The following is a 14,130-nucleotide window of genomic DNA, read 5'->3' as shown; positions in this document are numbered from 1 at the left end:
GCTGCATCATTTGCACTTATTCGTTGCGTTTGACGCCATATCAAATCATGCCGCCCATGCTACGATCAGCAGATGGCGCATCCCGATCTCAATCTGCTTGTCACGCTTGACGTGCTGCTGACGGAAGGCAGCGTGGCGCGCGCCGCCAAAAGGCTGCGGCTGAGCCCGTCGGCGATGAGCCGGGCGCTGGCGCGATTGCGTGAGACGACGGGCGATCCGCTGCTGGTCAGGGCCGGACGCGGCCTCGTTCCGACACCTCGGGCCCTCGAGCTCCGCGATCGCGTCGGTCGGCTTGTGCAGGACGCCGAAGCCGTTTTGCGCCCTGTTGAGATGCTCGACCTGAAACGGCTTGTGCGGACCTTCACGCTCAGAAACCAGGACGGCTTTGTCGAGAATTTCGGGCCGGATCTCATTGCGCGCGTCGGCGAACAGGCACCGGGCGTGCGGCTGCGTTTTGTATTGAAGCCGGACAAGGACAGCACGCCCATGCGCGACGGCAGCGTAGACCTGGAAACCGGCGTTGTCGGCAAGGACACGGGACCGGAGATGCGCGCGCAAGCGCTGTTCCGTGATCGTTTCGTCGGCGTCGTGCGGATCGGGCATCCATTGTGCGAGGTCACGATGACCCCTGCCCGCTACGCAGCCGGCCGGCACATCCTCGTCTCCCGTCGCGGGCTCGACAGGGGACCGATCGACGACGCCCTTGAGTCGTTAGGGTTGAAACGGGAGATCGTGACGGTCGTCGGCGGCTTTTCGGAAGCTCTGGCCCTGGCGCGTGCCTCGGACCTGATCGCCAGCGTTCCCGAACGCTATACGGGAAACCTGCGCGATGGAATGTTCTGCTTCCCTCTGCCGGTTCCCCTGCCGGAAATCACGGTCTCACTTTTGTGGCACCCGCGGCTGGATGCCGATCCGGCGCACCGCTGGCTGCGCGGCTGCGTTCGAGACGTTTGCGCTGGAAAAACTCACTGGATCCCTTAAAGCGCAGCGGTCAGGGCGGCTGATCCGATCACGGCAACTCGGCGTTGCAGGTGCGGCGATCCGGCCGACCGCCTCGCTGAACCCCGGTTAGGTTGAAATCGGCCCCCCTCGCCCCGACAGCAACCCGAACCGCCAGCACAGCAGAAGCCGGTCTGCTCTGCCTGATCCCGTCGGCACCATCCCGAATCAGCCTCCTCCCCGCGAGGCGGCGCCCGTTCACGATCCGGCAGCAAGCCGTGTTGTTCGTTGCCCGAGCAGGTTTTTTCTTCGCCGCAGCCTTCTTCTTCTTGGGTTCTTCCACATCATCGCCATTGTGTTTTCGGCTGACGGGAACACCGCACTAGAATTTCGACCGGAAATCGAGCTATGATGCATTTGGCATTTCCTGGGACGGCTTCGCGCCCTTGGAATGCCGGGAGGAACGGGATATGGCCATAGCGCTTGTACTCGTTTTGGTAGTTGTGGGCTCAGTGTTGTTCCACTTCCTGAGCCCATGGTGGTGGACGCCGATTGCCTCTAACTGGGACTATATCGACAACACCATCATCATCACCTTTTGGATCACCGGCGTCGTCTTCGCCGCCGTCGTCCTATTCATGGCTTATTGCGTCTTCCGCTTCCGTCATCGGGAAGGCAACCAGGCGGCATACGAACCCGAGAACAAGCGGCTCGAATGGTGGCTGACGATCGTCACCGCAATCGGCGTCACGGCCATGCTGGTTCCCGGCCTGTTCGTCTGGAACCAGTTCGTCAGCGTCCCAAGCGACGCAACAGTGGTCGAAGTCGTCGGCCAGCAATGGCAGTGGAGTTTCCGCTTGCCCGGCAAGGACGGCAAGCTCGGCACATCCGACACCCGCAACGTCAGCCCTGAAAATCCCCTCGGCGTGAACCCCGGTGACGCCAACGGCCAGGACGATGTCGTGGTCGAAGCCGCCGATCTGCATCTGCCGGTCGGCAAACCGATCAAGATGCTGCTCCGCTCGATCGACGTGCTGCACGATTTCTACGTGCCGGAATTCCGCGCCAAGATGGACATGATCCCAGGCTCGGTCACCTATTTCTGGTTCACCCCGACCAAGACCGGAACTTTCCAGGTCCTGTGCGCCGAACTTTGTGGCCAGGGGCACCCGTTGATGAATGGCGTGGTGATGGTCGACACGCCGGAAGATTATCTGGCGTGGCTCGGCGAACAGCAGACTTTTGCGCAATTGTCGGCCCCCCAGCAGGTGGGCTCGGCAGAGTAGACGCCGGCAGGACGGCGATTTGGGTTGAAATTGCGGCAGGGCTCGAAACTGTCGAGTCAGGCCGAAAAGGGCACGGAGGTGTTCCTATATGGTCGATGTCACACCTGCAGATGCGGTACCGCCGGCCGAAGTCGCGGAGATGGAACTCTATCATCCGCACAGCTGGTGGACGAAATACGTCTTTTCGCAGGACGCCAAGGTCATCGCCATCCAGTATTCGGCGACGGCGACGGCAATCGGCCTGGTGGCGCTGGTGCTGTCCTGGTTGATGCGGCTGCAGCTCGGCTTCCCCGGCACGTTCGACTTCATCAGCCCCGAAGCCTACTACCAGTTCATCACCATGCATGGCATGATCATGGTGATCTACCTGCTCACGGCACTGTTTCTGGGCGGCTTCGGCAACTACCTGATCCCGCTGATGGTCGGCGCGCGCGACATGGTCTTTCCCTATGTCAACATGCTGAGCTACTGGATCTACCTGCTCGCCGTGCTGGTTTTGGTGTCGAGCTTCTTTGCGCCCGGTGGACCGACCGGCGCCGGCTGGACGCTCTACCCGCCGCAGGCGATCATGTCCGGCACACCAGGCGGCCAGGACTGGGGCATCATCCTGATGCTCGTCTCGCTGATCCTGTTCATCATCGGCTTCACCATGGGCGGCTTGAACTACGTCGTGACAGTGCTGCAGGCCCGCACACGCGGCATGACGCTGATGCGCCTGCCGCTGACCGTCTGGGGTATCTTCACCGCGACCGTCATGGCGCTGCTCGCCTTCCCGGCGTTGTTTGTCGCCTGCGTCATGATGCTGTTCGACCGTGCGCTCGGCACCAGCTTCTTCATGCCAGCCATCGTCGAGATGGGCGAACAACTGCAGCACGGCGGCGGCAGCCCGATCCTGTTCCAGCATCTGTTCTGGTTCTTCGGCCATCCCGAGGTCTACATCGTGGCGCTGCCGGCCTTCGGCATCGTGTCCGATCTGATCAGCACCCATGCGCGCAAGAACATCTTCGGCTACCGGATGATGGTCTGGGCCATCGTTGGCATCGGTGCGTTGAGCTTCGTGGTCTGGGCGCACCACATGTATGTCAGCGGCATGCATCCCTATTTCGGCTTCTTCTTTGCCACCACGACTTTGATCATTGCCGTCCCGACCGCGATCAAGGTCTACAACTGGGTGCTGACGCTGTGGCGCGGCGACATCCACCTCACCGTTCCGATGCTTTTTGCCCTGGCCTTCATCGTCACCTTCGTCAATGGCGGGCTGACCGGATTGTTTCTCGGCAATGTCGTCGTCGACGTTCCGCTATCGGACACGATGTTCGTCGTTGCCCATTTCCATATGGTCATGGGCGTCGCCCCGATCCTGGTGATCTTCGGGGCGATCTATCACTGGTACCCGAAGGTCACTGGCCGGATGCTGAACGAGGCGATGGGCCAGTTCCATTTCTGGGTCACCTTCCTCGGTGCCTATCTGATTTTCTTTCCCATGCACTACATCGGCCTGATGGGCGTGCCGCGCCGCTACCACGAACTGACCGCCACGACTGTCATGACCGAGTCGGCCCACGATCTGAACGCCTTCATCAGCATAATGGCGTTCCTCGTCGGCTTTGCCCAAATCGTGTTCCTGTTCAATCTGATCTGGAGCATTCGCCACGGCCGCGAGGCTGGCGGCAATCCGTGGCGCGCCACGACACTTGAATGGCAGACGCCGGAAACACCGCCCGCCCATGGCAATTTCGGCAAGGAACTGCCGATCGTCTATCGCTGGGCCTATGACTACAGCGTGCCTGGCGCCAAGGAGGATTTTATCCCACAAAACATGCCGGGCTCCTTCGGAACCTCCAGGGAGCCGGCATGAGCGTCATTCTGGTGTTCCTCCTCGTTATCGCCGGCTTTGCCGGATGGTGGCTTTCCCACCAGCGGCTGATGGCCAAGCCATGGCTCGAGCAAGGTTTGATAGGGGATGCTATCGGCCTCGAAGGATCGCCGCTGCCGACCGCCAAGATCGGCCTCGGCGTCTTCCTCGCCGTCGTCGGCTGCCTGTTTGCGCTTTTCACCAGCGCCTATTTCATGCGCATGGCGCTGTCGGACTGGCAGGCGCTGCCGCTGCCGCGCGTGCTCTGGTTCAACACCGGCGTGCTGGTCCTGAGCAGCATCGCCCTGCAATGCGCCTCGGTCGCTGCGCGCCGGGGCGAGATCGACGCGGTCAGGCTCGGCCTCGTCACAGCTGGGCTCACCGCGCTTGCCTTCCTGGGCGGACAGCTTGTGGCTTGGCGGGAACTGACCGCCGACGGCTATTTGCTGACCGCCAATCCGGCCAACAGTTTTTTCTACCTGATAACCGGGATGCATGGCCTGCACATACTGGGCGGGCTGGTGGGCCTGGGCAGAACAACTGCCGGCGCCTGGAACGGAGCACGGCCGGAGCGGCTTCGCCTCAGCGTCGAATTGTGCGCCATGTACTGGCATTTCCTGCTTTTCGTCTGGCTCGCCATTTTTGCACTTCTGGCCGGCTGGGCCGCGACTTTTATCGAGATTTGCCGACAGCTGCTGATCTAGGAGGGCCGGACGGATGGCAGACACGACACTGACGCATACCGGCCAAGCACAGCCGCGGCCAGCGGGTTTGCAAGGCGTCGCCGCCGATTGGTCCTCGGATCAGCGCGCCTTCAAGAACGTGTCCTGGGGCAAGGCCATGATGTGGATCTTCCTGCTCAGCGACACCTTCGTCTTCGGCTGCTTCCTGCTCTCCTACATGACCGCGCGCATGTCCACCCGAGTGCCGTGGCCCAATCCGAGCGAGGTCTTTGCCCTTCACATTGGCGGCTCGAACATTCCACTGATCCTTATCGCGATCATGACCTTCGTGCTGATCTCGAGCAGCGGAACGATGGCCATGGCGGTGAATTTCGGCTACCGCCACGACCGCCGCAAGACGGCGATCCTCATGCTTCTGACCGCAGCGCTCGGCGCCACCTTCGTCGGCATGCAGGCCTTCGAATGGACCAAGCTGATCACCGAAGGGGTCCGTCCCTGGGGCAATCCGTGGGGTGCGGCGCAGTTCGGGTCATCCTTCTTCATGATCACCGGCTTTCACGGCACCCATGTGACGTTCGGGGTGATCTTCCTGATCATCGTGGCGCGAAAGGTCTGGCGCGGAGACTACGAAACCGGCCGGCCCGGGTTCTTCACCAGCCGCAGGGGCCGCTACGAGCACGTCGAGATCATGGGGCTCTACTGGCATTTCGTCGACCTGGTCTGGGTGTTCATTTTCGCATTCTTCTATCTTTGGTGAGAGGCAGACATGGCTTTGATGAGAGACATGGCTTTGGTGAGAGGCAGATATGGCTGAAGCAACCGCAAATGGCCTGGGGCAACATACGCTGCATGGAGTTCAAGCGCATGATGCGGCAGCAACCGGCATCGCCCCTGCGGAGGTTCATCAGGAGCACCCGATCAAGCTCTATCTGGTGGTCTGGGTATGGCTGTTCATCCTCAGCGCCTGCTCCTATCTGGTCGATTACGTCGGCCTCCAGGGCTATCTCAGATGGTCGCTGATCCTGATCTTCATGATGCTCAAGGCCGGGCTGATCGTCGCGGTCTTCATGCACATGGCCTGGGAACGGCTGGCGCTGACCTATGCGATCATATTGCCGCCGATCCTGGTGCTGGTCTTCGTGGCAATGATGGTCTTCGAATCGGAGTACACGCTTCTCACCCGGACGCTGTTTTTTGGTTCCGAGCCCTGACGCGCAATCCGGGTTCCGTCGATGCCGGAGGAGTTGTTCACGGCTGCCTTGCCTTGAAACGGTCGACAGCTGGCCCATTTTTGTCACCACCGGAAAACGACAGAAGGAGAACGATTTTTGTCGTTTCTCCGTCGCGAACTCCAGGAAGGGAGGCTCAAGATGACGATCGCAAACAGATTGAAGGACTTTATCGACGAGAAAGGAATTTCCTACGATACCGTCGAGCACCACCGCACGTCGACAAGCAGGCAGTCCGCCTTAGCGGCGCATGTGCCCGGCAGCATCATGGCCAAATCGGTGGTGGTTCACCACGACGGTGGCTATGCGCTGGCCGTGGTCCCCAGCACGCACAGGATCGAGCTCGGCACCTTGCAGGACGTGATGCACCAGCGTATCGGGCTCGCCTCCGAGGACGAGGTGGTTTCGCTCTTCGAGGATTGCGACACCGGCGCCATCCCGCCGATCGGGGCGGCCTACGATGTGCCGGTGATCGTCGATGAAAGCCTCGGCAATGCCGGCGATATCTATTTCGAGGGCGGCGACCACAGGACGCTCGTGCATGTCAGCGGCAAGGATTTCCGCAACCTGACCAGCGACGCACAGCAAGCCCGCTTTAGCTACCCGGCTTACTAACCGCTCTTGCCGACCTGCCGCACCGGCCTTTCGCTGGTGCGGCAAGGCAGGATGTTTTCAGCTCGCCGGTTTCGTGGAAGCCGGCGATTCCACGACTTTGCGATAGACGTGCCAGGTGGCGTGACCGAGGATCGGCAGCACCACCGCCAGCCCGGCGAACACCGGCAGCGAGCCTATGATCAGCGCGACGGCGACAATCAGGCCCCAGACAGCCATGACGATCGGATTGGCCAGCACCACGCGCACCGAGGTGTGGATGGCTTCGTAGGCGCCGACGTCGCGATCGAGCAACAACGGGAACGCGACGACCGTGGTGCACAACACGACCGCGGCGAAGACGAAGCCGATCGCGTGGCCAACGATAATCAGCGTCCAGCCGCGTCCGGTGGCGAATATTTCACTGATGAAGCTGGACAGTGATTCCGGCGGGGCCGGACCGAACACCTGCTGATAAAATAACTGCGCGGTCAACAGCCAGGCGATGAAGATCGCAAGCAGCATGATCCCGACCGCCGCGATGGCCGGCAGCGCTGGAGAATTCCTGACCTCGAAAGCGTGGCTCCATGAGGCATCGAGCCCGGCCTCTCTCCGCCGGCTGATCTCATAAAGGCCGAGCGCCGCGAATGGACCGATCAGCGCAAAACCGGACACCAGCGGAAACAACAGCGGCAACGCGTTGTTGCCCGACGTCCAGACAGCGAGCACGACGCCGACAAGCGGATAGATCAGGCAGAGGAAAACGATGTGCGATGGTTTGACCATGAAATCGTCGACGCCACGCTTGAGCGCATCGAACAGGTCGGAAACGCCGATCTTTCGAATTCTGGTGTGCTCCAGCGTCTCGCTGGCGCCTGCAATCACGTGAAAACTTGCCATGACCATTCCTCCAGACCAGGTCCGGTAAGGTCGCGATTTCACGGTGCTGCCGTTCAGCGTGATTGGCCACGCAAAATCGCGACCTGCACCAAGATCAACATACGCTCTTGCATGGCATTTGTCGCGGCCCTTTATCTGCGGGACGGCTCCGTTGATCCCGCTAGCTCTAACGGCCTTTCTTCGCTAGTCTCAAAGCTGGGTTGAAGGGTGAAGGTCATGGATGGAAAGACCGTTCTTATACTCGGCCTTGGCATAGTTATTCTGCTGGTGCTGGGATTCTGCGCACTGCCAACGTGAGCTTTGAGCAGGTTCGGGGCGCACCTCGTTCAGCAATCGCCGATTCTCAACCCGGCAACCAATCCAAGAACATCAGGATTCAATGCAGCCACGATGCCGTCAATTTCCGGCTGACATGACCGCGCGCATTGCAACGGTGTCGGCAAGCAGCACGGCAAAGATCGCGAAAAGATAGAATATCGAATAGGCAAACAGCGCCTTTGCGCGTTTCATCTCTTCAGCCCATCTTTTGTCGACCAGAAGCTTCCAGGCATGCCAGATGAAACCCGCACCCAAAGCGGCCGAAACAATCCCGTACAATCCGCTCGCGAATCCGACAGCCCAGGGGAGCACGCCGATTGGTGCCAGGATCAGCGAATAGACGAAGATTTGCTTTCTGGTCGAAACCTGGCCGGCCACGTTCGGCATCATCGGAATGCCGGCCGCGGCATAGTCGCCGATCTTGAACAGCGCGAGCGCCCAGAAATGCGGCGGCGTCCAGAGGAAAATGACCATAAACAGGACGAGACTTTCAACTCCGACGGCGCCGGTGGCGGCCGCCCACCCGATGACCGGAGGAAGCGCACCCGCGGCGCCGCCTATGACGATGTTCTGCGGCGTCGAGCGTTTCAGCCACATCGTGTAGATGACGACGTAGAAGAAGATGGTGAAGGCCAGCAGCGATGCGGCGAGCCACCCCACCAGCACGCCGAGCGTCATGATCGCAAGTACGGAAAGCACCAGGCCGAAGCCGAGCGCTTCGCCTGGCGTGACCCGGCCTGACGGGACCGGCCGCTTTGACGTGCGCGACATCAACGCGTCAATATCGGCATCGTACCACATGTTGAGTGCCCCGGCCGCTCCCGCTCCAACCGCAATTGCACCGATTGCAATAACGGCGATGACCGGATTCATCGCCCCGGGCGCCACCATCAGGCCGACGAAAGCGGTAAAAACAGCAAGCGCCATCACGCGTGGTTTCAGCAGCGCAAAGAAATCACTGACCGTCGCTTCCGAAATTGCGCTACCGCTATCCTTGAGGCCGCTTTCCTGAGCCGACATTTCAGGCGACTACCGATTGGCACACGCAATCTGGCCGGCCCTTCGGCCGACGGAAGAGCCGGGTTACTTCCTGGCGGAAGAACCAGGTCATTTGGAGAATTGCTTCAAATAGGCGATGACGTTGGCGAGATCCTCGTCCTTCTTGAGACCGGGAAACGCCATCTTCCCACCTTTGATCATGGCCTTGGGATCGCGAAGATAATTCGTCAGCGTGGCGTCGTCCCATTTGAGGCCGGATTTACCCGCCTCGGTCATGGCTTTGGAATAGCGAAAGCCCGGATGCGTGCCGGCCGTCCGGCCGATGACGCCGCTCAGCGACGGACCGACCTTGTTCTGGTCCTTGTCCACGACGTGACAGACCTTGCATTTGGCGAAGACCTTCTCACCCGCGGCAGCATCCTGTGCCTGGGATTGGCTTGTGACGAAGGTCGCAACGGAAACGACTGCGAAAAACGCGATTGCACGCATGGCATATCCTCCCGATCGCCAAATCTGCCTTGGACGATCAGCGCGTGCCGATACGGCAGGCGCCCCTTCACGACAGAGCGGAATATCCGCGTCTCCCGCATGGAATTGCGGCATCTCCATACCACAGAATCTGGCCGGCAGATAGAAGAAGTCGACCCGCAGGATTGCCGGTCGAGAGGGGCGCGGCAGGCCGATCGACGTCGAGCGCAATCGGAACGCATACCGGGTCGAGGCGTTAGACCAGCTACGGTTAAACATCTGAAAGATCAAAAATCAGAGAAGTGTCTATGAACGACAGGAGCGACCTGGAGGTGCGCCACTGCACCCGCACGATCGACGGCGACACCGTCTTTTACAGAGAAGCAGGTCCTGAAACCGCGCCGGTGTTGCTGCTTCCGCATGGCTATCCCTGCTCATCTTTCCAATATCGCCGGCTGATGCCGGCGCTCGCCGATCGGTGGCGGACGATCGCGCCGGATTTCCCCGGCTTTGGCTACAGTGAAACCCCCGATTCCGCACGGTTCGGTTATGATTTTGACGCTTATGCAACGTTCCTGGAGCGGTTCACCGACGCTCTGGAACTCGGCAGCTACGCCCTATGGCTGCACGACTACGGCTCGCAGATCGGCCTGCGCCACGCCATAGCGCAGCCATCACGGATCAGGGCCCTGATCATCCAGAATGGCGACATCTACGCCGATGCTCTTGGCCCGAAGTATGAAACGATCCGGCGTTTCTGGCGTGATCCTTCGCCAGCGAACCGTGCGCCGCTCGAACAGGCGGTGAGCGAAGACGGCTTTCGCGCCGAGTTCGTAGGCGAAGTCGATGACGACGTCGCTCGACGCGTCCCTCCCGATCTGTGGAAATTGCATTGGCCGCTGATGGATACGCCTGTGCGGCGTGCGCTTTCGGTCGGACTGATGGAGAAGCTCAAGGCCAATCTCGACTGGTTCCCTCGTTACCAGGCATATCTGCGCGAGCAGCGGCCACCGGCAATGATCCTTTGGGGACCGAAGGACGAATACATGCCCGAGCCGGCAGCGCGCGCCTATCTGCGCGATCTCCCCGAGGCCGAGCTGCATCTGCTAAACGACGCAGGGCACTGGCTGCTGGAGACCCATTTCGAGGTCGCCCTGCCACTGGTGCGACGGTTTCTCGGCAAGCTCCTGCGTTAATCGCCCGCACAACACCGCAGCGGATTCCGCCATCGCTGCGCCATCCTCATGACAACCCATCGAGAGGAGCGCACTCCATGATCGACAACGCCACAATCGTCCGTATCTGGCGGGGAACGACACGCCGTGATCTGGCGGACGCCTACGAGGCATATCTACGCGCCGAAGGCATTCCGCCGCTTCAGGAGAAGGCACTTGGCGTGCAGTTGTTTCGCGAGGATCGCGAAGAAGAGACAGAGTTCGTGACGATCTCGTTCTGGCCTGATGTCGAAGCAATGGCGAGCTTCACCGGCGGTGACCCGCACAAGATACATCACCTGCCGCGTGACGAAGAGTTTCTCATCGAGCTACCCGAACGAGTCACCGTGATGCGGATCCTCGTCAATCAATTGCCGCGCGAATAGGGCGGTGGCCGTGACGGCAGCGGTGTTGCGACGTCGGCGACATCGAAAAAGGCCGCCTCGAGGGCGGCCTTTCACATCCAGCAAAATGTCGTGTTATTCGGCGTCCTTGGCGGCCTTCTTCTTCGGCGCGGCTTTCTTTTTCGGCTCTTCCGCATCGTCGGCCTTGTTGGCGTCGGCCTTCTTCGCTGCGGCTTTCTTCGCCGGCTTCGCCTTGGCCGTCTCGCTGTCTTCGTCGTCGGCCATCAGTTCTTCCTTACTGACCTTGACGTCGGTGACCGAAATCTGGCTGAGCAGATGGTCGACCACCTTCTCCTCGAACAGCGGCGCGCGCAACGTGTTCAGCGCTTCGGGATTGCTGCGATAGAATTCGAAGGCTTCCTGCTGCTGGTTGGCCGGATAGCGGCGCACCTGCTCGAGCAGGCCGCGCTGCAGTTCCTCGTCCGACACGCTGACGCCGGCCTTCTCGCCGATTTCGGCGAGAACCAGGCCGAGACGCACACGGCGCTCGGCAAGCCGCATATATTCGGCGCGCGCCTCGTCTTCCGTCGTCTCCTCGTCGGCGAAGGTGCGGCCGGCGGCTTTCAGATCGCGGTTGACCTGGTTCCAGATGTTGTTGAACTCGGCTTCGACGAGCTTCGACGGCGCCTCAAACGCGTAGGCGGCGTCGAGCTGGTCGAGCAGCTGGCGCTTGATCTTCTGGCGCGTCATCGAGCCGAACTGGTTCTCGATCTGGCCGCGCACCACTTCACGCAAACGCTCCAGCGACTCCAGGCCAAGATTCTTGGCCATTTCGTCGTTGATCTCCAACGCACCGGGCTTGGACACTTCCTTGACGGTGACGTCGAAGGTGGCTTCCTTGCCGGCCAGATGCGCCGCCTGGTAGTTTTCCGGGAACGTGACCGTGACCTGCCTCTCGTCGCCGGCCTTGCTGCCGATGAGTTGATCCTCGAAGCCGGGAATGAATTCTTTCGAGCCGAGCACCAGCGGCTGGTCCGTGCCGGCGCCGCCGCTGAAGGCTTCACCGTCGATTTTACCGACATAGTCGATCGTTACGCGGTCGCCTTCGGCGGCCTTGCCGGTCTTCGGTTCGTAGGTGCGCGCCGATTCGGCGACACGCTTGACCTGCTCGTCTATTTCCGAATCCGGCACGTCGAACACCTGACGCGTCACCTTGATGTCAGAGAAGTCCTTGATCTCGATCGGCGGAATGATCTCGTAGTTCAGGCGGAACTCGAAGTCAGCGCCGCCGGCCAGGATCTTCTCGGCCTCCTTCTCGTCCTCGGTCATGATCACTTCGGGCTGCATGGCAGCCTTTTCGCCACGGCCGGTAATGATCGAACGGGTCGAATCGTTGAGGATCTCGTTGACCACTTCGGCCATGAACGACTTGCCATAGACTTTGCGCAGGTGCTGCACCGGCACCTTGCCGGGGCGAAAGCCGTTGATGCGGACCTTGCTCCTGGCATCGGAAAGCCGCGCCATCAGCTTGGCTTCCATGTCACCGGCCGGCACGGTGATCTTGATCTCGCGCTTGAGACCGGAGTTGAGCGTTTCGGTGACCTGCATCATAGAACCTTTGTTTCCACCAATGAGGCAGCCAAACGGCTCTTGCCGTTTACAGCCTGCCGGTATGATCTTGCCGGGAATGGCTTTTGGTGCGGGACTTGGCGATCTGCCCACTCAACGCGGCTCAAATCGTCCAGAAACACGCTCCAAAATGTGAATAAGTCTTTGTTTTTCCGACTTCTTATCACATTCTGCAGAAGTGGATCGTCGCATCCCGTCACATTCGACACGCCTTTTGTCACAGGCGCGGCTAATTTTCAACCATCTTCGCGTCTACAGCGCCGAGCGTCCTCTTGGACGCGCAAAGGATGTTGTAGCACCTGATTTTGCCGCATGGATCCCGATTTTCGTTTTTCGGGAACGGCCGCTATTTTGACCGCGACATTGACAGAATGATGGCTGCCTGGGATCGCCGGCAACGCGGATGCGGCGGAATTGGTGGACGCGCTGGATTTGGGTTCTACTGCGTCCTGGCTCCCGCTGGTGTAGCCACCCCGAAGCAGCCTCTCAACGCAGCGGTCCTGATGCAGAGAAGCCCGCCACCTCAGGAGTGGCGGGCCGGCCGCGAAGCCAGGAGAGTGTTGTCAAAGCCTGCACGGCCGATGCGACACTCCGTTAGCGCAACAGTCTTCTCAGCGGCGTGCGATCAGCATGCAAAGCTCACGTAGGTCGCGATCGTATGTGCCGCTGCTCCCGAGCACGTCGACGCAGCGCTTCTTCATCCGCATCAACTGGCTGCTGGACATCTGCGCGACCCCGCTCATGGCGAGAGTGCCGGGCGTTCCAGGAGTCCCGGATGCTCCAAGGGTGCCTCCAGGAAGGATTCCGCCGACGCCGGCGCCGCTCGCCGCACCAAGATTGGCACCCACACCCGCTGCAATAGCACCGGTGTCGCCTGCATTTGCGCCTGCGCCGGCAGTGATACCACCGGTGCCGCCGAGATTGGCGCCCAGGCCAGCCGTCACGCCACGAGTGCCGCCCACATTGGCGCCGGCACCAGCGCTAACGCCCCTGCTGCCGCCAATCAATGCACCGGCGCCGGCATTCACCCCGCTGCTGCCGCCGATGGAGGCGCCGAGGCCAGCGGTAACGCACTTGCCGCCGCCAACCGATGCGCCGGCGCCGGCACTCACTCCGTTTCTACCGCCGATGGAGGCGCCGAGGCCAGCGGTAACGCGGTTGCTGCCGCCAACCGATGCACCGGCGCCGGCATTCACGCCGTTTCTACCGCCGATGGAGGCGCCGAGACCTGCGGTAATGCGCTTTTTTTTGCCGCCAATCGATGCACCGGCGCCGGCATTCACGCCGCTGCTACCGCCGATCGAGGCGCCGACTCCCGCATTCACGCCGCCACTGCCGCCGATCGAGGCGCCGAGACCGGCGTTTACACCGGCCCGGCCGCCAACCGATGCGCCGGCTCCGACGCTATTGCCTCCTGCGCTGGAGGGAAAAGATAGAGATAAAACAAGTGCACCACAGGCCAAAGCTGTGGCGAAACTCTTAACGACGTTTGCCATGACACTCTCCTTTGGTGGTTACCTCTCAGCAGCAGTTTAAAAGCCTGCTACATTAGCGATAACGAATTCAGGGAGTGTTTGAATTACTAATGCGAAACAATGTTTGCGATCATACCTTACGGTTAGCAAAATATTCCGAATCAATTTGAATGAATTTGAATACATCCTTGGACAGGAAG

General features: G+C 60.7%; 14 protein-coding genes. 9 read left to right on the top strand and 5 right to left on the bottom strand.

All coding sequences use genetic code 11. The features are described 5' to 3' along the window. Positions 1 to 72: 72 nt before the first annotated feature. The 7 genes from JG739_RS16335 (at position 73) to JG739_RS16305 (ending at position 6,607) form a co-directional block, all read left to right on the top strand. On the top strand, positions 73 to 981 hold the full coding sequence (locus tag JG739_RS16335; protein ID WP_202362494.1) for a LysR family transcriptional regulator: 909 nt from the start codon (positions 73 to 75) through the stop codon (positions 979 to 981). Between the two features lie 428 nt (positions 982 to 1,409). Next, a complete protein-coding gene (gene coxB, locus JG739_RS16330; RefSeq protein WP_202362493.1) occupies positions 1,410 to 2,225 on the top strand; it encodes a cytochrome c oxidase subunit II in 816 nt (271 codons plus the stop codon). Positions 2,226 to 2,313: 88 nt separating this feature from the next. Further along, positions 2,314 to 4,083: a cytochrome c oxidase subunit I gene (gene ctaD, locus JG739_RS16325; RefSeq protein ID WP_202362492.1), complete on the top strand. Its 1,770-nt coding sequence runs from the start codon at positions 2,314 to 2,316 to the stop codon at positions 4,081 to 4,083. Further along, positions 4,080 to 4,784: a cytochrome c oxidase subunit 3 gene (locus JG739_RS16320; protein ID WP_202362491.1), complete on the top strand. Its 705-nt coding sequence runs from the start codon at positions 4,080 to 4,082 to the stop codon at positions 4,782 to 4,784. Before ctaD ends, JG739_RS16320 begins: the two co-directional genes overlap by 4 nt. A 13-nt stretch (positions 4,785 to 4,797) precedes the next feature. Next, positions 4,798 to 5,520, top strand: coding sequence for a heme-copper oxidase subunit III family protein (locus JG739_RS16315; RefSeq protein ID WP_123150667.1), 723 nt, complete (start codon positions 4,798 to 4,800; stop codon positions 5,518 to 5,520). 49 nt (positions 5,521 to 5,569) lie between these two features. Further along, positions 5,570 to 5,974, top strand: a complete 405-nt coding sequence (locus tag JG739_RS16310) for a cytochrome C oxidase subunit IV family protein (RefSeq protein ID WP_202362490.1) — start codon at positions 5,570 to 5,572, stop codon at positions 5,972 to 5,974. Between the two features lie 159 nt (positions 5,975 to 6,133). Beyond that, on the top strand, positions 6,134 to 6,607 hold the full coding sequence (locus tag JG739_RS16305; RefSeq protein WP_023802548.1) for an aminoacyl-tRNA deacylase: 474 nt from the start codon (positions 6,134 to 6,136) through the stop codon (positions 6,605 to 6,607). A gap of 57 nt (positions 6,608 to 6,664) precedes the next feature. Here JG739_RS16305 and JG739_RS16300 read toward each other — a convergent pair whose 3' ends face one another. The 3 genes from JG739_RS16300 to JG739_RS16290 form a co-directional block, all read right to left on the bottom strand. Then, complete coding sequence (locus JG739_RS16300; RefSeq protein WP_202362489.1) at positions 6,665 to 7,483, bottom strand: DUF2189 domain-containing protein; 819 nt, start codon at positions 7,481 to 7,483, stop codon at positions 6,665 to 6,667. Positions 7,484 to 7,879: 396 nt separating this feature from the next. After that, positions 7,880 to 8,821, bottom strand: a complete 942-nt coding sequence (locus tag JG739_RS16295; RefSeq protein WP_202362488.1) for a heme o synthase — start codon at positions 8,819 to 8,821, stop codon at positions 7,880 to 7,882. 87 nt (positions 8,822 to 8,908) lie between these two features. Beyond that, positions 8,909 to 9,289, bottom strand: a complete 381-nt coding sequence (locus tag JG739_RS16290; protein ID WP_202362487.1) for a c-type cytochrome — start codon at positions 9,287 to 9,289, stop codon at positions 8,909 to 8,911. Between the two features lie 287 nt (positions 9,290 to 9,576). Between JG739_RS16290 and JG739_RS16285 the strand changes: the two genes are divergently transcribed. Beyond that, complete coding sequence (locus JG739_RS16285) at positions 9,577 to 10,464, top strand: alpha/beta fold hydrolase (protein WP_202362486.1); 888 nt, start codon at positions 9,577 to 9,579, stop codon at positions 10,462 to 10,464. Positions 10,465 to 10,541: 77 nt separating this feature from the next. Next, positions 10,542 to 10,868, top strand: a complete 327-nt coding sequence (locus JG739_RS16280) for an antibiotic biosynthesis monooxygenase family protein (protein WP_202362485.1) — start codon at positions 10,542 to 10,544, stop codon at positions 10,866 to 10,868. A gap of 93 nt (positions 10,869 to 10,961) precedes the next feature. Here JG739_RS16280 and tig read toward each other — a convergent pair whose 3' ends face one another. Beyond that, positions 10,962 to 12,434 (bottom strand): trigger factor, encoded by a 1,473-nt coding sequence (tig, locus tag JG739_RS16275; RefSeq protein ID WP_202367492.1) that lies wholly within the window; start codon positions 12,432 to 12,434, stop codon positions 10,962 to 10,964. Between the two features lie 632 nt (positions 12,435 to 13,066). Next, positions 13,067 to 13,951 carry a hypothetical protein gene (locus JG739_RS16270; RefSeq protein WP_202362484.1) on the bottom strand — a complete coding sequence of 295 codons (885 nt, stop codon included), beginning with the start codon at positions 13,949 to 13,951 and terminating at the stop codon, positions 13,067 to 13,069. Positions 13,952 to 14,130 lie beyond the last annotated feature (179 nt).

It is taken from the genome of Mesorhizobium sp. L-2-11 (genome assembly GCF_016756595.1).
Lineage (GTDB): Bacteria > Pseudomonadota > Alphaproteobacteria > Rhizobiales > Rhizobiaceae > Mesorhizobium.
The sequence above is the reverse complement of the archived record's forward strand: the minus strand, read 5'-3'. Positions and strand labels throughout refer to the sequence as shown.